Raw genomic sequence first — 20,531 nt, forward strand, 5'->3', positions numbered from 1 at the left:
GGCCGCGCGCCTCACACGGCAATTACCGCCCCAAGCGGTACAAGTCACGAAACACGCCTCCCCCACACCCAGGATGTATCCCTGATAAACTGCGCCATTCGCCTCGTTGACTCAGATTCCCAATGTCACTACAAACCGCTCCACTTTCCAGTCGTTTCTCCGTCGCCCCCATGATGGATTGGACAGACAGACACTGCCGCTTCTTCCTGCGCCTGCTGTCCAAAAACGCCCTCCTCTACACCGAGATGGTCACCACCGGCGCAATCCTCCACGGCGACCACGAACGCTTCCTGCGCCATAACGAGGCCGAGCATCCACTCGCCCTGCAGTTGGGCGGTAGCGTCCCCGCCGACCTGGCCGCCTGCGCCCGCATGGCCCAGGACGCCGGTTACGACGAGGTGAACCTCAACGTCGGCTGCCCCAGCGACCGGGTGCAAAACAACATGATCGGCGCGATCTTGATGGCCCACCCGGCCTTGGTGGCGGATTGCGTTAAGGCAATGCAGGACGCCGTCTCGATCCCGGTAACGGTTAAGCACCGCATCGGCATCAACGGCCGGGACAGTTACGCCGAGCTGTGCGATTTCGTTGGCCAGGTGAAGGACGCGGGCTGCACCAGTTTTACCGTGCATGCGCGAATCGCCATTCTGGAAGGGCTGTCACCGAAGGAAAATCGGGACATCCCGCCCTTGCGCTACGACGTTGCCGCCCAGTTGAAGCAGGATTTCCCTGAACTGGAGATCATCCTCAACGGCGGCATCAAGACCCTCGAACAGTGCCAGGAGCATCTGCAGACCTTCGATGGCGTGATGCTGGGCCGCGAGGCTTATCACAATCCGTATTTGCTGGCCGAGGTTGATCAGCAGCTGTTTGGCAGCACGGCACCTGTGATCACCCGTGCCGAGGCGTTGGCGCAGTTGCGTCCTTATATTGCCGAACACCTGGCGACAGGTGGCTCGATGCATCACATCACGCGCCACGCGCTGGGGCTGGGGACGGGTTTCCCGGGGGCGCGGAAGTTTCGGCAGTTGTTGTCGGTGGATATTCATAAGGCCAGTGATCCGTTGGCGTTGCTGGATAAGGCTGGGGAGTTGCTGGAGGGACGGTGATTTGGGTGTCAGTGGGTTTATTGGGTGGCTGACACGACGCCTTCGCGAGCAAGCCCGCTCCCACATTTGGATGGGGGGATGTCAGGAAGATGGGGCAAGACTGCTCCCGCCGTTTGATCGGGTGGTCATCGGGCAGTTGGGTTGAACCTGCTGGCTGTTTTGGCCTCCTATTGAGCATTGGCCGGTGATTCAAACGGCTGTTTTCAGGTTGTTGCCCTCGCAAACGATCGAATGCATTTGCGCCCTTGAGCGGCTGTCAGCGCTCGGGTAATGTCATCAGACCCACAGGACAGAGCACGCCCATGACTTCCAAGCTGGAACAACTCAAGCAATTCACCACTGTAGTAGCCGATACCGGCGATTTTTCTACCCTCGCCAAGCTCAAGCCACAAGACGCCACTACCAACCCTTCCCTGCTGCTCAAGGCCGCGTCGATCCCAGGCTATGCTAAGCTGCTGGATGAGGCTGTTGCCGACTGCAACGGCGATGTAGGCCTGGCCAGCGACCGTTTTGCGGTAGCCGTCGGCCAGGAAATCCTGAAAGTGGTGCCCGGCCGCATTTCCACCGAGGTGGATGCCCGTCTGTCGTTCGACACTGACGCGGTACTCAAGCGCGCCCATCGCCTGATCGACCTGTACGACAAGGCCGGCATTGGCCGTGACCGCGTGCTGATCAAGATCGCTTCCACCTGGGAAGGCATCCGCGCCGCCGAGCAGCTGGAAAAGGAAGGCATTCAGACCAACCTGACGCTGCTGTTCTCCTTCGCCCAGGCCGTGGCTTGCGCCGAAGCCGGCGTGTTCCTGATTTCGCCGTTCGTGGGCCGTATCTACGACTGGTACAAGAAGGCCAACGGTAACGACTACACCGGCTCCGAGGATCCGGGCGTGCAGTCGGTGACGCGCATCTACAACTACTACAAGGCCAATGGCTACAAGACCGTGGTAATGGGTGCAAGCTTCCGTAACCTGAGCCAGATCGAAGAGCTGGCTGGTTGTGACCGCCTGACCATCAGCCCGGACCTGCTGGAAAAACTCGCAGCCGACAACGGCAAGCTGGAACGCAAATTGTCGCCAGGCCATGCGGGCGAAGCTCGTGTGCATTTGACCGAAGCGCAGTTCCGTTGGGAATCCAACGAAGATGCGATGGCCACCGAGAAACTGGCCGAGGGCATTCGTCAGTTCGCCCGCGACCAGGAAAAACTCGAAGCGCTGTTGACCGCCAAGCTCTAAAAACGGCGGCGACAAAAAGGGCGGCACCTGTGAGGGTGCCGCCCTTTTTTTGTATTAGCCGATTTCGAGCCGAACTCAGTTAAAAATGTGGGAGGGGGCTTGCTCCCGNNCGGGAGCAAGCCCCCTCCCACACTTTGACAGTGTTTCAGCTGGAAATTAGTGCCGCTCCAGCGCATTCACCAGGTCGTGGAACGCCTCGCGGTTGGAGTCGTTCAAGCCCATCAGGATCTTGTGGGCTTCCAGTACCTTGACCCGTACCACTTCCTCGGACTGGTCCTGGGACGGCAGGTCGGTCAGGCATTCCGGGCACGGGATCGGGCGGTCAACGATGTTGAACACTTGATCGAAGCCCATGGACTGCAACAGACGGGTGATGTCTTCGTGGGTGGTGACGACGGTCGGCAGCAGTCCGACCTTCTGCCGAGACAGAATGGACAACTTGGCCAACAGCCCAAGGGTGGTGCTATCGATGCTGCGAGTTTCGGTCAGATCGATCACGATCGCCGAGAAATTCAAGGCTGTGAAGATCCGCTCAATCGTCGCATCCAGCGCCGAACACAAGGTCAGGCGCACTTCACCGACAAACTTCAGGACAAAAGTCCCGTCTTGCTCGGCGAATTGGATTCTTCCGGTACTCATCAAAGATTCCTGCTCAACACCAATAGGGCGATATCATCCGGCATCTCCCCTAGCGTGGCCAATCCAAAAACCTGCCGCAGGCCATCCAGGCTGCCGCCCGCCGACCTGACCCGTTGGGGCAAGGCGGCTTCTTTCTCTTTGAGTGTAGGCTCTGGCAAAAGGTCCAGGATACCGTCGGACATCAGCGTCAGGCTGAATGTCGGCGGCAATTCCAGGATGTGGTCTTCGTAGGTGGCTTCATTGAACAAGCCAACCGGCAAACCACGCCCTTCCAGGTAGCGCACACTGTCTGGAGTGTATAAAACCGGCAATGGCAGGTGACCGCCAATGCTGTAGGTCAAAAGACCTGTTTCTTCATCAATCACGCCGCCGACCATCGTCACGTGCTTGCCCAGCTTGCAGCTGATCAGGCCCCGGTTGATGTGGCCCAGCACTTGCGAAGGGGTGAACTCCGGCAAGGTGCCATTGCGCTTGGACTCGAACAACAGCCGTGTAGTCATGAACTTCAACAACACGGTCACGAATGCAGAGGAGGCGCCGTGGCCGGAAACGTCGGCCAGGTAGAACGCGACACGCCGCTCATCAACGCGGAAGTAGTCGACGAAATCACCCGACAGGTACAGCGACGGGATGATCTGGTGGGCAAACTTGAACTCGTCGATGCTCCACGGGCTCACCGGCAGCATGTTCATCTGCACCTGGCGACCGGCGTTCTGGTCTTCCTGGAGCAGGTTCAGGCTGGCTTCGAGTTCGCGGTTGGCGGTTTCGAGCTTTTCACGGTAACGCTGGTTTTCCAGCAGCAGCCGTGCACGATCCAGGGCACGACGCACCGAGTGCTCCAGCACAGCCAGGTCTTCCAGGGGCTTGATCAGGTAGTCGGCAGCGCCAAGGCGCAAGGCCTCGACGGCATCGTTCATCACGCCGGCACCGGACACGACAATCACCGGCGTCTGCGGGGCGATGTCGGTTACCTGGCGGATCAGCTCAAGGCCGCCCACCTGGGGCATGCGCAGGTCGCAGATCACAAGGTCGGGCTTGTCGCGCTCGAATACCTGGAGACCCTGGAGGCCGTTGCTGGCCTGCAGGACGCTGAAGCCACTGTCTTCCAAATAGGCCGCAAGACTCGCGCGCACTACTTCGTCGTCATCGATTATCAGCAGCGTGGCACTGGTTTTCTGCATGTGGGCAAACGGCGCCAGAATTAGGTTGGCGTAGGCAGCTCGACAATGGCCGGGCTTACTACTGGATTCGCTTTCTAGCCTCTCTGTCCTACAAAACGCCGAGTTATTGCCGACGCACAAAGGTAAAGCAGAGGTGCCCTTCTAAGGCGCAGACGGTACTCCCATCCGCCAGGGGTTTCAAGCTCACGGCGATGGTCGCCGGGCGTCTTTACATCGCAAATCACCAGTAGTTATAAGAACGCATAAAACCGCGACTTAAAGTAAGCACGTAACCCACGGATAAACCTCGAATGCCGCCCACAAAAAAGGCGACCCGAGGGCCGCCTTCTTCTTTCAAGCCTGAGGCTTAAAAGTCGTCTACAACCTTGCCATCCTTGACCTTGAACTCGCGGTTCTGCAAGTAGGCGTTGCGGATGAAGGTGTATTTGTCGCCGCTGATCAGCTTCTCGGAGGACAGCAGGCTGGCACGCGTGTCGACGATATTCAGGCCGAAGGTGCTGTTGCGCCAGCCGATATCGTTCATGTAGCGGTACGGCTGGGTGTAGCTGTCCACGTATTTGGACGGCGCGTCACGCAGGGTGCTTGGGCCCAGCAGTGGCAGCATCACGTAAGGACCGCTGTCGACGCCCCAGTAGCCGAGAGTCTGGCCGAAGTCTTCGTCGTTGCGTTGCAGCCCCATTTTGGTGCCGACATCAACGAAACCCAGCACGCCGAACGTGGTGTTCATCAGCAAACGGGCAGTGTCGACGCCTGCAGCGTGGGGCTTGAGTTGCAGCACATCGTTGGCAAAGTTGCCGACGTCGCCGATGTTGCGGAAGAAGTTGTGGATCCCGTCCTGCACAAACTGCGGGGTCACGAACTGATAGCCTTGAGCCAATGGCTTGAGGGCATAGGTATCAACGGTATCGTTGAAGGTGAAGATCGGGCGGTTGACGCTTTCCCATGGATCATCTTCCGAGGCCGCCTGGGCTACGAAAGGAACCAGCAAAATACTCGCACATACGGACAGCTGAGCTAGACATTGGCTCCAGCGCATAGCTTGAACTCCTTGAATGGTCTGTCATGGGCGCTATGCCCTGAATGAGGCCGTCAGTATATGACGGAAGTGTCAGATTAGGCAGCCTTGCAGAAATGTCATTCAGCAAATGCACAAAATTCCTACAATTGCTGCGGGTGTAACTTGCTTGTCACCCAAGTCCGGTAGCGTCACTGCTATTTCAGGGACGTCGAAATGCCACACGCCGAGATTGTTAGTGCCAGCACCCCGTCCTTGACGGCCGTACTGTTCGGGCTTAGTGGCTGCCTGGTGGACTTTGGTTCCCAGGCCCGCGCCGATTCCGCGCCTTCCAGCGATACCCATGCCACTGTCGGCGCTCTGAAGATCCTGCGCAGCCTCGAAGAACAGCGCGTCCCTTGTGCATGGCTGGACGAGTTGCCGGCGTCGGTTTCCACACCGCTGGCCGCCGGGCTACCCCGCTGGATCAAGGCTGCCAAGCCCTCCTCCACCCGCTGGCCGGCGCCCCACGCCTGCTGGCAGGCCCTGATGGAACTGAATATCGAACGCCTGGAAGGCTGCGTCCTGGTCAGCGGCGAGCCACGCCTGCTGCAATCGGGGCTCAATGCCGGGCTGTGGACCATCGGCCTGGCGTCCTGTGGCTCACTGTGCGGGCTTTCGCCGCAGCAATGGCAAGCACTCACCGAGAAGGAACGCGAGCATAAGCGCGCAAAAGCCACTGTCGCGCTCTATGGCCTGGGCGTGCATTCGGTGATTGACCACCTGGGCGAACTGCAGACCTGCCTGGCCGACATCAGTCTGCGCCAGCTTAAGGGCGAGAAGCCCTGATCGAGATCATGCACAGTCGGCGCCAGTGGATTAATCTACAGGTCAGCCCATAGACCTTTCCCGGCGTGCCGCGGTCTATGTCAGTGCCTATCGATAAAAGGAAGAACGCCATGCCTGCCCGCGAACAACTGCAAGAACAGGTCAAAATTTTGCGCGAGCAATTGGATCAGAATCCAGAAATGCCCCTCGAACAGCGCGAAGAGCTGCGAGATTTGATTGCTGAACTGGAAGTTCAGGAGCCACTGGAAGGTGCCATTCAGGATCCAAGCATCGCCGACGGTGTGAACCTGGCCGTAGAACGCTTCGAACTGGAGCACCCGGGCATTGCCGGGACCTTGCGCAATATTGTGGTGACCCTGGGTAACATCGGGATTTAATAGCCCGACACCTAACAAATGTGGGAGCGGGCTTGCTCGCGAATGCGGTCCGTCAGCTGATACATATGCTGGCTGATACACCGCTTTCGCGAGCAAGCCCGCTCCCACATTTATTTTGGGTGAAGGCTACTGTCGAGCCAGGCGCAGGTTCTGGAACTGCAGATCTTCCGTGCTGCGGTACGGGTTGATATCGAGCCCGCCACGCCGCACATAGCGCGCATACACCGTCAGTTTCTGCGGCTTGAGCAAGCGCTGCAGGTCGAGAAAGATCCGCTCCACGCACTGTTCATGGAAGTCCGAGTGCTGGCGGAAGCTCACCAGGTATTCCAGCAGGCTGGCATGATCCAGCGCCGCGCCGCGGTACTCCACCGCCACGCTGCCCCAGTCAGGCTGGCTGGTCACCGGGCAGTTGGACTTGAGCAGATGACTGTGGACGCTCTCCTCCACCACGCGCGAATCGTCGCAACGCAACAGTTCCGGGCGCGGGTGCTCGTAGTTGCTGACGGTAATGTCCAGGTCATCAATGCACACACCCGGCAACGCGACCACGCCTTCGGCTTCAACCTCGCCCAGGCTGCGGATGCGCACGCCAACCGGCTTGCCGGCCGCTGCACTCAGGTCGGTGCGCAACGTCGCTTCAAGGCTTTGCACATCGGCAAACGCGGTCTGGTTCAGCGAGTTGAGGTACAACTTGAACGACTTCGACTCGATGATGTTCGGCGAGTCGGCCGGGATACTGAATTCACCGATGGCCACCACGGGTTTGCCGGATGGCAACAGCCAGGACAGTTCGAAGCAGTTCCAGAAATCCACGCCTTTATACGGCAGGGTCTCGGCACTCAGGCCCAGCTCGGCCCACTTGGCGGCGCGAGGAATCGGGAACAGCAACGACGGGGTGTAGGTGGAGATGTATTCACTGGACTTGCCCAGCGGCGAATGTTCGGCTGCGGGATGCATGGCGGAAACCTGGCTAAATAAACGCCGCCATTCTACCCGCCTTTGCCCGTCAATGGCTTACTGGCTGACGGTCAGCTTGCCGACCATGCCCGCCTGGTAATGCCCCGGAATGTTGCAGGCAAACTCCAAGCCGGTGGCCTTGGTGAAGGTCCAGGTCAGCTCGGCGGTCTTGCCTGGCTCTACCAACACGCTGTTGGGGTCGTCGTGTTTCATGCCGCCCATGTCGCCGTGGCCCATCGCACTGTGGTCCATTTTGCCCATGCCGGTGGCCGTCAGCATGCCGCTGGCCTGCATCTTGAGCATTTCTTGCTGATGCGCGGCGTGCATCGCAGCGTCGCCAATATTGAACTCGTGGAGCAACTGGCCTTTGTTGACCAGCACAAAGCGCACGGTCTCACCGGCTTTTACATCGATGGCCTTGGGCGAAAAGGAAATGTCCTGCAGCACCACTTCCACCGTGCGCGTGGCCTTGGCGGCGGGCGCAGCCTCACCGAAGGCGAAGGTTTCAGCCGGGGAAGCCAGCGCCGGAAGACTCAGCGCCATCAGGCAGCCAGCCAACAGCCAGGATTTACGCAAAAACATGGTCACACTCCAAAGGTTCGGAATCAGTCTGTGGGACACTTTACGAACGCGCCGCTGCCAGCCAGCTGACTGCCAGATTACAACTTTGTCAGCTTGAGCCTGCTGCCGGATGTGCGCGGTATAACGTCTGTGTTCCCGTAAAACCATGAGCCGCCCATGAAACTGCTGATCGTCGAAGACCAACCGAAAACCGGCCACTACTTGCGCCAGGGGCTGGCCGAGGCCGGGTTCAACACCGAGCTGGTGGCCGACGGCACCAGCGGCCAGCACCTGGCGCTGACCGGTGACTACGACCTGTTGATCCTCGATGTGATGCTGCCAGGTCGCGATGGCTGGCAGATCCTCCAGGCCGTACGCAACGCCGGGCTCGACATGCCGGTACTGTTCCTCACCGCGCGGGACGCCGTGGAAGACCGGGTGCATGGCCTGGAATTGGGCGCCGACGATTACCTGGTCAAGCCCTTCGCCTTCTCCGAACTGCTGGCCCGGGTGCGCAGCCTGTTACGCCGTGGCAGCAGCCCACCCCAGGAAACCAGCCTGCAACTGGCCGACCTGCGCATGGACCTGATCCGCCGCCGGGTAGAGCGCGACGGCCAGCGCATCGACCTGACGGCCAAGGAGTTTTCCCTGCTGGAACTGCTGCTGCGGCGTCAGGGCGAAGTCTTGCCCAAGTCGCTGATCGCCTCCCAGGTGTGGGACATGAACTTCGACAGCGACACCAACATCATCGAAGTCGCGATCCGCCGCCTGCGCCTGAAGGTCGACGATAACTTTCCCAACAAGCTGATCCATACGGTACGCGGCATGGGCTACGTGCTTGAGGAGCGGTTCAGTTGATGAAACGGATTTCCCTGACCAGCCGCCTGGCGCTGTTGTTTGCCGGCTGCACAGCCGTGGTTTCGCTGCTGGCGGGCGTACTGTTCAACCATGCCAGCGAGGCGCACTTTATCGAGCTGGACCAGCAGTTGCTCGACGGCAAGCTGATAGCGCTGCGCAGCACATTGCAAGGTGCCGACACGCCAGAACGATTTGCCTTACGAGAAACAACGCTGCGAGAAGAACTCAATCGGCAGCCCGACCTGGCCCTGCGCATCACCGCCGGCGATCAGCGCTGGTTCGACGGCGCTCCCGGCGTCACCCTGCCCCAGGCGCCTGGCCTGCACAGCGTGCAGAACGCCGGCACCGATTACCGCGTGTACAACGCGCCGCTGATTCCTGGAAACACTGACTCGCCACGCCTGACGCTGATGCTCGACATCACCCATCACCAACACTTCCTGCAACGCATGCAGCATCTGATCTGGCTGACCGTCGGCCTTTCCGCCCTGGCCACCGCCCTGCTCGGCGCCTGGGCCGCCCGCAGCGGGTTGCGACCGCTGAGGCGCATGAGCGAAGTCGCCAGCGGCGTGTCTGCCCACTCCCTGACCCAACGCCTGCCCCAGGAACAAATGCCCGCCGAACTGGCGGAACTCGCCCAGTCCTTCAACGCGATGCTTGGCCGCCTGGACGATGCCTTCCAGCGCCTTTCGGCGTTTTCTGCCGACATCGCCCATGAACTGCGCACGCCACTGTCGAATTTGCTGACACAGACCCAAGTCATCCTCACGCAGCCACGGGCGCTGGAGGACTACCGCGAAGCCCTGCACAGCAACCTGGAAGAACTGCAATGGATGGCGCAGTTGGTCAACGACATGCTGTACCTGGCCAAGGCGGACCATGGGCTGCTGGTGCCCAAGCGCGAAACCCTGGTGCTGGCGGACGAGGTGGAGGCATTGCTGGAGTTTTTCGCACCGCTGGCGGAGGACGTCCAGGTGCGGCTGGTTCGGGAAGGCAACGCCAGCACTTCAGGTGACCGCAGCATGTTGCGCCGGGCGATTTCCAACCTGCTGGATAACGCGTTGCGGTTCACCCCGCCGGGTGGCGAAGTCAGCGTGCGGATTGTCGAGGGGATGCAAGGCGTGACGCTGAGTGTGGAAAACACCGGGGAAGGCATTCCCGAGGCATTGTTGCCACGGTTGTTTGACCGCTTTTACCGGGCAGATCCGGCGCGTCATGAAGGGAGCAGCGAGCATGCGGGGCTGGGTTTGGCGATTACCCAGTCGATTGTGCGGGCCCATGGGGGGCGGATTTTCTGTGAGTCGGGGGCGGGATGGGCGAGGTTTGTGATGGCGTTGCCGCAGGGGTATTGATGCAAGCTGTAGCGGCCCTTTCGCGAGCAAGCCCGCTCCCACATTTTGACCGGGTGCATTCAGGAAGAACGCGGTCAAAATGTGGGAGCGGGCTTGCTCGCGAAGGCGGTCTTAAGAATTACGAATACCTGAGGGCATGCGCCGGCTCAATCTTCGCCGCGCGATACGCCGGATAGATGGTCGCCAAAAAGCTCAACACAAACCCCGCCGAGCAAATCAACAACACATCCCCACCCTGCAATTGCGAAGGCAGGTTGCTGACGAAATACACGTCCGAACTGAAGATATGCTGCCCGGTGACCCGCTCCAGCCAACCCACCAGTTCACTGACGTTCAGCGCCGCAATCACGCCGAGGATGCCACCGATCAAGGTACCGACGATCCCGATCACCGTCCCCTGCACCATGAAGATCGCCATGATCTGCCGCGGCGTGGCGCCAATGGTGCGCAGGATCGCAATGTCGGCGCCCTTGTCGTTCACCACCATGATCAAGGTCGCGATGATGTTGAACGCCGCCACCGCGACGATCATCAGCAACAGCAGGCCGATCATGGTTTTTTCCATCTTCATCGCGCTGAACAGGCTGCCCTGGGTGTGGGTCCAGTCGTCGGCCTTGTAGTCGGCGCCGAGGCTGGCGGCGATATCCGCCGAGACCTTAGGTGCGGCATACAAGTCTTTCACCGCCAGGCGCACGCTTTGCACCTGGTTCGGCTCCCAATGCTGTATCTCGGCGGCGTCGGCCATGTGGATCAGGGCCATGGAGCCATCCAGCTCCGCGCCCACCTTGAACACACCCACCACGTTCAAACGCTGCATACGCGGGGTGATGCCACCGGGCGCACTGCTGATTTCCGGTACGATCAGGGTCAGCTTGTCACCGACATTCAGGCGAAAACGCCGGGCGGTGATTTCGCCGATCACCACACCGAACTCGCCCGGTTTCAGGTCTTCCAGATGGCCCTGGACGATGTGCTGGGCCACGATCGACACCTTGCCTTCCTGGGCCGGATCAACGCCACTGATCTCGATCGGCTGCATCGCGCCCTTGTAGGAGAGCATGCCGTCCATCTGTGTGAACGGTACGGCAGCAGTGACTTCCGGATTCTTCATCGCCGCATCTGCTACCGGCTGCCAGTCGCTGATGGGCTTCACGCCAACGATGGTCGCGTGGGGCACCATGCCGAGGATGCGTGAGCTCATTTCCCGTTGGAAACCGTTCATTACCGACAACACCACGATCATCGCCAGCACGCCGAGGGCGAGGCCGATCATCGAGGTCATCGAGATAAACGAAACAAAACGGTTGCGGCGCTTGGCGCGGGTATAGCGCGTGCCGATGAAAATCGATAACGGTCTGAACATTCGCGGGCACCGTTGAAAAAATAGAAAACCCGGCGCCGGGCGCCGGGCTTGAAACAGGTCAGATGGCGACCAGATGACCTTCCTGCAGGTGCAACACACGGTCCATCTGGCGGGCCATGCTCATGTCATGGGTCACCACCAGGAACGCGGTGCGCATCTGGGTGCTCAACTCCAGCATCAAGTCCTTGATGCCCTGGGCGGTGTGGGAGTCGAGGTTGCCGGTCGGCTCGTCGAGCATCACCAGGCCCGGGTTGTTGACCAGGGCACGGGCAATTGCCACACGCTGGCGCTCGCCGCCGGACAACTCAGCCGGTTTGTGCTCCAGGCGATGGCCCAGGCCGACGCGCTCCAGCAACGCCTGGGCACGCTGGCGTGCTTCCGGGATCGCGGTCTTGCCGATCAACAGCGGCATGCAGACGTTTTCCAGGGCGGTGAACTCGGGCAGCAAGTGGTGGAACTGGTACACAAAACCCAGCGAACGGTTGCGCAACTGGCCACGGGCCTTCTCGCCCAGGGCCGACAACTCTTCGCCGGCCAGCCAGACGCTGCCCTGGGACGGCGTATCAAGGCCGCCCAACAGGTTGAGCAAGGTACTTTTACCGGAACCGGAACTGCCGACGATCGCCACGCGTTCGCCCGGGTGCAGTTCCAGCTGCAGGTTGGACAGCACCACCACGGACTCCGGGCCTTCCTCGTAGGATTTGCCCAGGTTGCGGCAGCTCAGGATTGCTTTTTCACTCATGCCCGATTCACTCATAACGTAAAGCCTGCGCCGGCTGGGTACGTGCCGCGCGCCAGGCTGGATACAGGGTGGCAAGGAAACTCAGGACCAACGCGGCGCCGCCGACCATCAATACGTCCTGGCTCTGCACCTGGGACGGCAAGTAGTCGATGAAGTAGACGTCGGAGTTCAAGAATTTGTGGCCGATCAACACTTCCAGCCCGGCGATAGCCGCGCTGACGTTCAGCGCGGCGAGAATCCCCACCACGGTGCCGATCAAGGTGCCGACGACGCCGATCACCGTGCCCTGGACCATGAAGATCGCCATGATCTGCCCCGGCGTGGCGCCAAGGGTGCGCAGGATCGCGATGTCGCCCTTCTTGTCGTTCACCACCATCACCAGCGTGGAGATGATGTTGAAGGCGGCGACGGCGACGATCAGCAGCAACAGCAAGCCGATCATGGCTTTTTCCATGCGGATGGCCTGGTACAGGTTGCCGTGGGTACGGGTCCAGTCGCGGGCGTAGTACTGGTTTTCACCCAGGTGCTGGGCGATTTCCCACGAGGTACGCGGCGCGTCGAACAGGTCGTTGAATTTCAGGCGCAAGCCCTGGACCTGGTCCGGCTTCCAGCGATGCAGGCGGGCCAGGTCGGTCAGGTTGGTCAGGCCCAGGTAGCCGTCGATCTCACCGGCGCCGACATGGAAGATGCCGACCACGGTAAAGCGCTTCATGCGCGGGAACATGCCCGCCGGAGTCACGGTGACTTCCGGCGCGACGAAGGTCAGCTTGTCGCCGATGCCCACGCCGAGCTTGGCCGCCGCCTTGTCGCCGATAGCGATGCCAAAGCTGCCGGGCGACAAGTCGTCCAGTTTGCCCTGTTGCATGAAGTTATCGATGATCGAGACATTGCGTTCCTGCGCCGGGTCGATGGCGTTGAGCAGGACTTTCTGCACCTTGCCGTCATTGGTCAACAGGCCCTGCATCTGGGTGAAGGGCGCAACCGCCAGCACTTTGGGGTTCTGCTTGACCTTCGCGGCCAGGCTTTGCCAGTCGCTGATGGGCTCACCCGACTCGATGGTCGCGTGGGGCACCATGCCCAGCACGCGGGTACGCATCTCATGATCGAAGCCGTTCATCACCGACAGCACCACAATCATCACGACAACGCCAAGGGCGAGCCCGATCATCGAGGTCAGGGAAATGAACGACACAAAATGATTGCGACGTTTTGCACGGGTATAACGCGTGCCAATAAATACGAAGAGAGGTCTGAACATGTCGGGGCTTGTTCGGAGGAAAAGAAGACGTCCTTGTGGCGGGGTCAGGTAAGCAGCTTTACACTCAGACCATCACCGCTGCCTTGGGTTCGCCATGTCGACATTAGATGAAGAAGATCGCCGCGAATACTACCGTATCGAGGACATGATCGCACTGGAAATTACCCCACTGTCGGGCCCAGAAGCGCTGAGCAAGGAAGTGTTGCTGGATGATTCGCCGCTGTTCAATCTGCTCAGCGAGTTGCACCTGAGTGAATTCGAATCCCAGCACCTGCTGCGCCAGATCGGCGAGCGGGACCGAACCCTGGCCGCCTTCCTCAAAGTGCAGAACAAACGCATGGATTTGCTGAGCCAGATCATGGCGCAAAGCCTGCTGGGCGAGATCGGTACGCCGCAGCCCGTGGTCATTTCCGAAGGCGGCATCGAGTTCCTGAACCCCACGGCGATCCAGCCCGACAGCCACCTGGCGGTCAAGCTAGTGCTGATGCCGCAAGCCCTCGGGCTGTTGCTGCGAGCCAAGGTGACCCATTGCGATGCCAAGACCGGTGGCTTTGAAATCGGCACGGAATTCGAAGCCATGACCGATGCCCAACGCCAGTTGCTGGCACGCTATATCCTGCAGAAACAGGCCCAGGAACGGCGCCTGGCGCGGGAAAAAAGCGACGAATCCGACACCTGAATACGATCATTGAATGGCGCGTCGCGTCATCCATCCAGCCAGGAACCCTGGCGTAAAGGAGCAACTGTGACCCTGATTTATGGCCATCGCGGTGCCAAAGGCGAAGCACCGGAAAACACCCTGACCAGCTTCCAGGAATGCCTCAAGCACGGCGTACGCCGCTGCGAACTGGATTTGCACCTGTCCATGGACGGCGAACTGATGGTCATCCACGACCCGACGCTCAAGCGCACCACCGACCGGCGCGGCAAGGTCGTCGAGTACTCAGCCGCCGACCTGGTCAAGATGGACGCGCGCAAAGGCGGCCCGGGCTGGGTCAACCCTTGCCCGATCCCGCGCCTGGAAGAGCTGTTCGAACAGTGCGACTTCGACCACTGGCAACTGGAAGTCAAAAGCGCATCGCGCACCCGCGCGGCAACCACCGTGCTGGCGATCCGGGAAATGGCTCAGCGTTTCGGGCTGATGGACAAGGTCACCGTGACCTCAAGCTCGCGGGAAGTGTTGAAAGCGGCGCTGGACCTCACCCCGGACCTGTCCCGCGGGCTGGTAGCCGAATACGCCTGGCTCGACCCGTTGAAGGTCGCGGCCAACTATGGCTGTGAGATTCTGGCGTTGAACTGGACGTTGTGCACCCCTGAGCGTCTGGAAAAAGCCCAGCGCCAGGGTTTGCACGTGTCCGTGTGGACCGTCAACGAACCCGCGCTGATGCGCAGGCTCGCCGACTTCGGCGTAGATAGCCTGATTACAGACTTTCCCGGTTTGGCCACTGCCACCCTCGGGAATTACTGAAATCGGTCTCCCCGGCCGGCTCAGGCCACCGGCCGGAGCCGCTCAAAAAAGCCGGTTGAGGCCGTCGTAGGCCGCTACCCGATAGGCTTCAGCCATGGTCGGGTAGTTGAACGTGGTGTTGACGAAATACTTGAGGGTATTCAGCTCACCCGGCTGGTTCATGATCGCCTGGCCGATGTGCACGATCTCCGACGCCTGATAGCCGAAGCAATGCACGCCCAGCACTTCCAGAGTCTCGCGGTGGAACAGGATCTTCAGCATGCCCTGGGGCTCACCGGCGATCTGCGCACGCGCCATGCTCTTGAAGAACGCCTTGCCGACTTCATAAGGCACCTTGGCCTTGGTCAGTTCGTGCTCGTTCTTGCCGATCGAGCTGATCTCGGGAATCGTGTAGATCCCGGTCGGCACGTCGTTGACGTAGCGCCAGCTGCCGTTGTCGACAATGCTGCCAGCGGCCGAGCGGCCCTGGTCATGGGCGGCACTGGCCAGGCTTGGCCAGCCGATCACGTCACCGGCACCGTAGATGTTCGGTACGCAGGTGCGGTAGTTCTCGTCGACTTCGATCTGGCCACGGCTGTTGACCTTCACACCGATGTTTTCCATGCCCAGCTTGTCGGTGTTGCCGGTACGGCCGTTGCACCACAGCAAGGCGTCGGCCTTGATCTTCTTGCCGGATTTCAGGTGCAGGATCACACCGTTGTCCAGGCCTTCGACCCGCTCGTACTCTTCGTTGTGGCGCACAGTGATGTTGTTGTTGCTGAAGTGGTAACTCAACGCCTGGGAAATTTCCGAGTCGAGGAAGCTCAGCAACTGGTCGCGGTTATCCACCAGCTCGACCAATACACCCAGGCCGCTGAAGATCGAGGCGTATTCACAGCCGATCACGCCGGCGCCATAGATGATCAGTTTGCGCGGGGTGTGGCCCAGGCTGAGGATGGTGTCGCTATCGTAGATACGCGGGTGGTGGAAATCGATATCCGCCGGGCGATACGGACGCGAGCCGGTGGCGATGATGATGTGCTTGGCTACCAGCTTCTCGACCACGCCGTTGGCGCAGACCACTTCGACGGTTTGCTCGTCGGCGAAGCTGCCGGTGCCGAAGAACAGGTCGACGCGGTTACGGGCATAGAAGCCGGTACGCGAGGCAACCTGCTTGGAAATGACTTTTTCAGCGCTCTTGAGCACGTCCGGGAACGAGAACCAGCGCGGCTCACCAATGGCCCGGAACATCGGGTTGGTGTTGAACTGCATGATCTGGCGCACCGAGTGACGCAAGGCCTTGGACGGGATGGTACCCAGGTGGGTGCAGTTACCGCCGACCTGGCGACGGCTATCGACCATCGCCACCTTGCGCCCTGCTTTGGCGGCGTTCATCGCCGCACCTTCTCCAGCTGGGCCGGAACCCAGTACCACCACGTCGTAGTTGTAGACAGCCATGCGTACTCCTCAGAACAGGCCAGGGCGCACGGTTGGACGCCTGGCTAAATCATGCCGCGGCCAGCGGTCATGAAGGATCAATGTGGCTCAAGTGTGTGAGCCGGGGCACAGTCTATAGAACGCTCAACGTCGCGCACATTAACCCTTGGTCGCGTCGTAGGCCAGTTTTGCCTTTACTACACGGCGCTCGTTATTGAATTAACCTGTAGGCAAGCACCTTTTCAGGACTGGCCATTATGAAGCATGTCGTCATTTGTTTATTGCTGATGTTTTCGGTCCCGGTTCTGGCGAATGAGGCTGATCGCCTCAAACAAGCCGATTTTCCGGCGCAATCTCATCAACTGGTGCTGAAAAACCAGGCCGTCCTGACCTACCTGTGGGCAGACGTCTATGCGGCGGCATTGTTCGCCCCGGCTGACCTGAGCGCCAAACAAGCCCTCGATCAGCAAAAAGACCTGCGCCTGGAGCTGTATTACTTTCGCGATATCGACCGCAACGATGTGATCAAGGCCGCCACTGCCACCCTCGAACGTCAGCAAACACCCGCCACCCTCGCCCGCCTGAAGCCTGAACTGGATCAATTGCACAAAAGCTTCCGCAACATCCGCAGCGGCGACCGTTATGCGCTGGACTTCCAGCCTCAGCGCGGCCTGAACCTGGAAATCAACGGCACGGTGGTGTTCAGCAGTCGCAATGACGAGCTGGCCAAGGCTTATCTCGGCATCTGGCTGGCACCAAAAGGCTTGTCCGACAGCCTGCGTAACACCCTCCTCAACTGATCGCAAAAACCCTGTGGGAGCGGGCTTGCTCGCGAATGCGGTGTGTCATTGGCTCATAAGCTGACTGACACACCGCATTCGCGAGCAAGCCCGCTCCCACATTGGATTTTCATCACCCGGAGGCCTGCGGCAATTTGCCAGCTTGCTATCGGTTTTTTGTTGCCTGTGGTGGCTTATACACATATCGTTACAAAACTGTTCAGCGCCAGCCTCGTGCCAGAGCTTCAACAGCAAGGACGGTTGCGACCAGGGATTACTAATAAGATAGCCAAAATGAGTGCATGACATGTCCACTACAACGGGCAAGGGCAAGGCGATCTTTCGCGTTGTCAGCGGTAACTTCCTTGAGATGTTCGACTTCATGGTCTATGGCTTCTACGCCACGGCCATTGCCAAGACATTTTTCCCCACCGACAGCGCGTTCGCGTCCCTGATGCTGTCCCTGGCGACCTTTGGTGCCGGGTTCCTGATGCGTCCTCTGGGCGCGATTTTCCTCGGTGCCTACATCGACCGTCACGGCCGTAAAAAAGGCCTGGTGATCACCCTGGCGATGATGGCCGCCGGTACCATCCTGATTGCCTGCGTTCCCGGGTATGCCACCCTGGGCGTCGCGGCGCCGTTGCTGGTGCTGTTCGGCCGCCTGCTGCAAGGCTTCTCCGCCGGTGTCGAACTGGGCGGCGTGTCGGTGTACCTGGCGGAAATCGCCACTGCGGGCCGTAAAGGCTTCTTCGTCAGTTGGCAGTCCGCCAGCCAGCAAGCCGCCGTGGTATTCGCCGGCCTGCTGGGCGTAGGCCTGAACCACTGGCTCAGCCCGGAAGAAATGGGTGACTGGGGCTGGCGCGTGCCGTTCCTGATCGGCTGCCTGATCGTGCCGGTGATCTTCGTGATTCGTCGCTCCCTGGAAGAAACCCCGGAATTCCAGGCGCGCAAACACCGCCCTACCCTGCAGGAAATCGTCCGCTCGATCGGCCAGAACTTCGGCATCGTCATCGCCGGCATGGCGCTGGTGGTGATGACCACCGTGTCGTTCTACCTGATCACCGCCTACACCCCGACCTTCGGCAAGGCCGAACTGCACCTGTCGGACTTCGACGCGCTGCTGGTCACTGTGTGCGTGGGCATCTCGAACTTCATCTGGCTGCCGGTGATGGGGGCGGTGTCCGACAAGATCGGGCGTAAACCCCTGCTGCTGGGGGCGACTATTCTGGCGATCCTCACCGCTTATCCAGCGCTGTCCTGGCTGGTGGCCAACCCGAGTTTCAGCCATCTGCTGATCGTGCTGCTCTGGCTGTCGTTCCTGTATGGCTCGTACAACGGCGCGATGGTTGTAGCGCTGACCGAGATCATGCCGGTAGAAGTGCGCACCACCGGCTTCTCCCTGGCCTATAGCCTGGCAACGGCGACCTTTGGTGGTTTCACACCAGCGGCGTGTACCTACCTGATCCACGTGCTGGACAACAAGGCCGCACCGGGCATCTGGCTCAGCGGCGCGGCGGTGCTGGGCTTGATCGCCACATTGATCCTGTTCAAGGGCAACCGGCATGAACTGCGTACCGCGCAGGCTTCGATAGTCGGCGGCGCTTGATAGGCCGCTTTCGCGAGCAAGCCCGCTCCCACATTTGAATGTATTCACATATCAACATGTGGGAGCTGGCTTGCCTGCGATGAGGCCGGTACAAACAACACAAAAACAACAGACATAAAAAAGCCCCGAACCAGTCGGGGCTTTTTCATTTACCGCTGATGCTTAGCGCGGGAATGCTGGCGGGTTAACCCCGGCCATGTCTTCCATCACGCGAACCACCTGGCAGCTGTAACCGAATTCGTTGTCGTACCAGACGTACAGAACAACACGGTTGTCTTGAGTGATGGTCGCTTCAGCGTCCACCACACCGGCGTGGCGCGAGCCCACGAAGTCGGTGGAAACCACTTCCTGCGAGTTGACGAAGTCGATTTGCTTGTGCAGATCGGAGTGCAGCGCCATGTAGCGCAGGTACTCGTTCATCTCTTCACGGGTGGCGGCTTTCTCAAGGTTCAGGTTGAGAATGGCCATCGACACGTTCGGCGTCGGAACACGGATCGCGTTACCGGTCAGCTTGCCGGCCAGCTCAGGCAGGGCCTTGGCAGCAGCGGTGGCAGCACCGGTCTCGGTGATCACCATGTTCAGCGCGGCGCTACGGCCACGGCGATCGCCCTTGTGGAAGTTGTCGATCAGGTTCTGGTCGTTGGTGTACGAGTGAACGGTTTCAACGTGACCGTTAACGATGCCGAACTTGTCATTCACAGCCTTCAGCACCGGCACGATGGCGTTGGTGGTGCAGGAAGCGGCGGACACGATCTTGTCGTCAGCGGTGATTTCACCGTGGTTGATGCCGTGCACGATGTTCTTCAGCTTGCCCTTGCCAGGCGCAGTCAGGACAACGCGGTCGATACCCGGGCACGCCAGGTGCTGGCCCAGGCCCTCGGCGTCACGCCACACACCGGTGTTGTCCACCAGCAGTGCGTCCTTGATGCCGTACTGGGTGTAATCCACCTCAGACGGGTTCTTCGCGTAGATCACCTGGATCAGGTTACCGTTGGCGGTGATGGTGTTGTTTTCTTCGTCGATGACGATGGTGCCGTTGAACGGACCGTGGACCGAGTCACGACGCAGCAGGCTCGCGCGCTTGGTCAGGTCGTTTTCAGCACCTTTACGCACCACGATGGCACGCAGGCGCAGGCCGTCGCCGCCACCGGTTTTTTCGATCAGGATGCGCGCCAGCAGGCGGCCGATACGACCGAAACCGTACAGCACAACGTCGGTGCCTTTGCGGGCTGCGGCGTTTTGCTGGCCAACCACGTCGGCCATTTCTTCACGTACGAACTGCTCGGCGGTGCGGCCAGCGCCTTCCTTGCGGAATTTATAGGCCAGCTTGCCCAGGTCTACCGAAGCCGCGCCGAGCTTGAGCTCGCTCATGGCTTTAAGCAGAGGGAATGTTTCGTGGACGGAGAGTTCGCTATCGTCGGCAGAACGATGGCGAGCAAAGCGATGAGCCTTGAGAATCGCGATGACTGATTGGTTGATCAGGCTGCGGCCATAGATCGAGCTCACCACGTTGTTATTGCGGTATAGCTGACCGATAAGCGGAATCATCGCTTCAGCGAGTGCTTCACGGTCGATCCATTCACCAAGACACTGGTCGGGCTTCTGAGTCACGGGAACCTTCCACATGTAGGGGCAGAAAAAAGGGGCTACATTATGCCGCCCGACCGCCCTCGGAGCAATGCGCGGCCCGCAACAAAACCCCTTGCAAAAAAATATCGCCCCTCTGCAGCCCAGTAAATACGCGGCTTCCAGCGCACCCCCTGTTGGACCAATGTGACAAAGTGTCCGTAACC

Annotated in this window: 20 protein-coding genes; 10 read left to right on the plus strand and 10 right to left on the minus strand. The window is 60.1% G+C overall.

The annotated features are described in order from the left end of the window. The first annotated feature begins 122 nt into the window (after positions 1-122). A complete protein-coding gene (dusA, locus tag HX811_RS12370) occupies positions 123-1,109 on the plus strand; it encodes a tRNA dihydrouridine(20/20a) synthase DusA (protein ID WP_177046075.1) in 987 nt (328 codons plus the stop codon). 302 nt (positions 1,110-1,411) lie between these two features. Then, positions 1,412-2,338 (plus strand): transaldolase, encoded by a 927-nt coding sequence (tal, locus tag HX811_RS12375; protein ID WP_008437618.1) that lies wholly within the window; start codon positions 1,412-1,414, stop codon positions 2,336-2,338. Between the two features lie 156 nt (positions 2,339-2,494). On the opposite strand, the gene rssC is transcribed toward tal, so the two are convergent. The 3 genes from rssC to HX811_RS12390 form a co-directional block, all read right to left on the minus strand. Continuing rightward, positions 2,495-2,977 carry an anti-sigma factor antagonist RssC gene (gene rssC, locus HX811_RS12380; RefSeq protein ID WP_003218919.1) on the minus strand — a complete coding sequence of 161 codons (483 nt, stop codon included), beginning with the start codon at positions 2,975-2,977 and terminating at the stop codon, positions 2,495-2,497. After that, entirely contained in the window at positions 2,977-4,158 is a 1,182-nt protein-coding gene (gene rssB, locus HX811_RS12385; RefSeq protein ID WP_003218921.1) for a two-component system response regulator RssB, read from the minus strand. Before rssB ends, rssC begins: the two co-directional genes overlap by 1 nt. A gap of 346 nt (positions 4,159-4,504) precedes the next feature. Then, complete coding sequence (locus tag HX811_RS12390) at positions 4,505-5,194, minus strand: VacJ family lipoprotein (protein WP_008437615.1); 690 nt, start codon at positions 5,192-5,194, stop codon at positions 4,505-4,507. A gap of 195 nt (positions 5,195-5,389) precedes the next feature. On the opposite strand from HX811_RS12390, the gene HX811_RS12395 reads away from it, so the two are divergent. Together HX811_RS12395 and HX811_RS12400 are read left to right on the plus strand one after the other, a co-directional pair. After that, entirely contained in the window at positions 5,390-6,001 is a 612-nt protein-coding gene (locus HX811_RS12395; RefSeq protein WP_008437613.1) for a hypothetical protein, read from the plus strand. A gap of 110 nt (positions 6,002-6,111) precedes the next feature. Next, entirely contained in the window at positions 6,112-6,378 is a 267-nt protein-coding gene (locus HX811_RS12400; protein WP_008437612.1) for a DUF4404 family protein, read from the plus strand. Positions 6,379-6,504: 126 nt separating this feature from the next. Here HX811_RS12400 and queF read toward each other — a convergent pair whose 3' ends face one another. Both queF and HX811_RS12410 read right to left on the minus strand, forming a co-directional pair. Next, positions 6,505-7,335 carry an NADPH-dependent 7-cyano-7-deazaguanine reductase QueF gene (gene queF, locus HX811_RS12405; RefSeq protein ID WP_102368396.1) on the minus strand — a complete coding sequence of 277 codons (831 nt, stop codon included), beginning with the start codon at positions 7,333-7,335 and terminating at the stop codon, positions 6,505-6,507. Positions 7,336-7,392: 57 nt separating this feature from the next. Then, positions 7,393-7,917 (minus strand): plastocyanin/azurin family copper-binding protein, encoded by a 525-nt coding sequence (locus tag HX811_RS12410; protein ID WP_102368395.1) that lies wholly within the window; start codon positions 7,915-7,917, stop codon positions 7,393-7,395. Between the two features lie 156 nt (positions 7,918-8,073). Here HX811_RS12410 and HX811_RS12415 point away from each other — a divergent pair, with 156 nt between their 5' ends. Both HX811_RS12415 and HX811_RS12420 read left to right on the plus strand, forming a co-directional pair. Further along, positions 8,074-8,754 (plus strand): heavy metal response regulator transcription factor, encoded by a 681-nt coding sequence (locus tag HX811_RS12415; RefSeq protein WP_003218936.1) that lies wholly within the window; start codon positions 8,074-8,076, stop codon positions 8,752-8,754. Beyond that, on the plus strand, positions 8,754-10,106 hold the full coding sequence (locus tag HX811_RS12420; protein ID WP_177046077.1) for a heavy metal sensor histidine kinase: 1,353 nt from the start codon (positions 8,754-8,756) through the stop codon (positions 10,104-10,106). The genes HX811_RS12415 and HX811_RS12420 overlap by 1 nt, the downstream gene beginning before the upstream one ends. 118 nt (positions 10,107-10,224) lie before the next feature. Here HX811_RS12420 and HX811_RS12425 read toward each other — a convergent pair whose 3' ends face one another. Genes HX811_RS12425 through HX811_RS12435 form a run of 3 tightly spaced genes read right to left on the minus strand, consistent with a single transcriptional unit; the run spans position 10,225 to position 13,469 of the window. Continuing rightward, positions 10,225-11,469: a lipoprotein-releasing ABC transporter permease subunit gene (locus HX811_RS12425; RefSeq protein WP_003218940.1), complete on the minus strand. Its 1,245-nt coding sequence runs from the start codon at positions 11,467-11,469 to the stop codon at positions 10,225-10,227. 58 nt (positions 11,470-11,527) lie between these two features. Beyond that, positions 11,528-12,211 carry a lipoprotein-releasing ABC transporter ATP-binding protein LolD gene (gene lolD / locus HX811_RS12430; RefSeq protein WP_003218941.1) on the minus strand — a complete coding sequence of 228 codons (684 nt, stop codon included), beginning with the start codon at positions 12,209-12,211 and terminating at the stop codon, positions 11,528-11,530. A 7-nt stretch (positions 12,212-12,218) separates the two neighbouring features. Next, a complete protein-coding gene (locus HX811_RS12435; protein WP_003218943.1) occupies positions 12,219-13,469 on the minus strand; it encodes a lipoprotein-releasing ABC transporter permease subunit in 1,251 nt (416 codons plus the stop codon). A 94-nt stretch (positions 13,470-13,563) separates the two neighbouring features. Here HX811_RS12435 and HX811_RS12440 point away from each other — a divergent pair, with 94 nt between their 5' ends. Both HX811_RS12440 and HX811_RS12445 read left to right on the plus strand, forming a co-directional pair. After that, positions 13,564-14,148 (plus strand): PilZ domain-containing protein, encoded by a 585-nt coding sequence (locus HX811_RS12440; RefSeq protein WP_003218944.1) that lies wholly within the window; start codon positions 13,564-13,566, stop codon positions 14,146-14,148. A gap of 66 nt (positions 14,149-14,214) precedes the next feature. Then, a complete protein-coding gene (locus tag HX811_RS12445) occupies positions 14,215-14,937 on the plus strand; it encodes a glycerophosphodiester phosphodiesterase family protein (RefSeq protein WP_003218946.1) in 723 nt (240 codons plus the stop codon). Positions 14,938-14,979: 42 nt separating this feature from the next. On the opposite strand, the gene sthA is transcribed toward HX811_RS12445, so the two are convergent. Next, complete coding sequence (gene sthA / locus HX811_RS12450; RefSeq protein WP_003218947.1) at positions 14,980-16,374, minus strand: Si-specific NAD(P)(+) transhydrogenase; 1,395 nt, start codon at positions 16,372-16,374, stop codon at positions 14,980-14,982. Between the two features lie 236 nt (positions 16,375-16,610). Between sthA and HX811_RS12455 the strand changes: the two genes are divergently transcribed. Further along, positions 16,611-17,153, plus strand: a complete 543-nt coding sequence (locus HX811_RS12455) for a chalcone isomerase family protein (RefSeq protein WP_003218949.1) — start codon at positions 16,611-16,613, stop codon at positions 17,151-17,153. Positions 17,154-17,439: 286 nt separating this feature from the next. Beyond that, complete coding sequence (locus HX811_RS12460; RefSeq protein WP_177008117.1) at positions 17,440-18,738, plus strand: MFS transporter; 1,299 nt, start codon at positions 17,440-17,442, stop codon at positions 18,736-18,738. Between the two features lie 162 nt (positions 18,739-18,900). Here the strand turns inward: HX811_RS12460 and HX811_RS12465 are convergent, their stop codons facing one another. Further along, positions 18,901-20,364, minus strand: a complete 1,464-nt coding sequence (locus HX811_RS12465) for a glyceraldehyde-3-phosphate dehydrogenase (protein WP_023659083.1) — start codon at positions 20,362-20,364, stop codon at positions 18,901-18,903. Positions 20,365-20,531: the final 167 nt, after the last annotated feature.

Origin of the sequence: Pseudomonas sp. F8002 (assembly GCF_013385495.1) — a bacterium.
In the GTDB taxonomy this organism is placed as follows: Bacteria; Pseudomonadota; Gammaproteobacteria; order Pseudomonadales; family Pseudomonadaceae; genus Aquipseudomonas.

What these genes read in the sequence shown, in the direction of transcription:
- dusA (WP_177046075.1), top strand. Translation starts at nt 123, where the DNA reads ATGTCACTACAAACCGCTCCACTTTCCAGTCGTTTCTCCGTCGCCCCC.
- HX811_RS12415 (WP_003218936.1), top strand. Translation starts at nt 8,074, where the DNA reads ATGAAACTGCTGATCGTCGAAGACCAACCGAAAACCGGCCACTACTTG.
- HX811_RS12455 (WP_003218949.1), top strand. Translation starts at nt 16,611, where the DNA reads ATGAAGCATGTCGTCATTTGTTTATTGCTGATGTTTTCGGTCCCGGTT.
- HX811_RS12400 (WP_008437612.1), top strand. Translation starts at nt 6,112, where the DNA reads ATGCCTGCCCGCGAACAACTGCAAGAACAGGTCAAAATTTTGCGCGAG.
- rssC (WP_003218919.1), bottom strand. Translation starts at nt 2,977, where the DNA reads ATGAGTACCGGAAGAATCCAATTCGCCGAGCAAGACGGGACTTTTGTC.
- HX811_RS12460 (WP_177008117.1), top strand. Translation starts at nt 17,440, where the DNA reads ATGTCCACTACAACGGGCAAGGGCAAGGCGATCTTTCGCGTTGTCAGC.
- queF (WP_102368396.1), bottom strand. Translation starts at nt 7,335, where the DNA reads ATGCATCCCGCAGCCGAACATTCGCCGCTGGGCAAGTCCAGTGAATAC.
- rssB (WP_003218921.1), bottom strand. Translation starts at nt 4,158, where the DNA reads ATGCAGAAAACCAGTGCCACGCTGCTGATAATCGATGACGACGAAGTA.
- sthA (WP_003218947.1), bottom strand. Translation starts at nt 16,374, where the DNA reads ATGGCTGTCTACAACTACGACGTGGTGGTACTGGGTTCCGGCCCAGCT.
- HX811_RS12410 (WP_102368395.1), bottom strand. Translation starts at nt 7,917, where the DNA reads ATGTTTTTGCGTAAATCCTGGCTGTTGGCTGGCTGCCTGATGGCGCTG.
- HX811_RS12425 (WP_003218940.1), bottom strand. Translation starts at nt 11,469, where the DNA reads ATGTTCAGACCGTTATCGATTTTCATCGGCACGCGCTATACCCGCGCC.
- HX811_RS12465 (WP_023659083.1), bottom strand. Translation starts at nt 20,364, where the DNA reads ATGTGGAAGGTTCCCGTGACTCAGAAGCCCGACCAGTGTCTTGGTGAA.
- HX811_RS12435 (WP_003218943.1), bottom strand. Translation starts at nt 13,469, where the DNA reads ATGTTCAGACCTCTCTTCGTATTTATTGGCACGCGTTATACCCGTGCA.
- HX811_RS12440 (WP_003218944.1), top strand. Translation starts at nt 13,564, where the DNA reads ATGTCGACATTAGATGAAGAAGATCGCCGCGAATACTACCGTATCGAG.
- tal (WP_008437618.1), top strand. Translation starts at nt 1,412, where the DNA reads ATGACTTCCAAGCTGGAACAACTCAAGCAATTCACCACTGTAGTAGCC.
- lolD (WP_003218941.1), bottom strand. Translation starts at nt 12,211, where the DNA reads ATGAGTGAAAAAGCAATCCTGAGCTGCCGCAACCTGGGCAAATCCTAC.
- HX811_RS12390 (WP_008437615.1), bottom strand. Translation starts at nt 5,194, where the DNA reads ATGCGCTGGAGCCAATGTCTAGCTCAGCTGTCCGTATGTGCGAGTATT.
- HX811_RS12395 (WP_008437613.1), top strand. Translation starts at nt 5,390, where the DNA reads ATGCCACACGCCGAGATTGTTAGTGCCAGCACCCCGTCCTTGACGGCC.
- HX811_RS12420 (WP_177046077.1), top strand. Translation starts at nt 8,754, where the DNA reads ATGAAACGGATTTCCCTGACCAGCCGCCTGGCGCTGTTGTTTGCCGGC.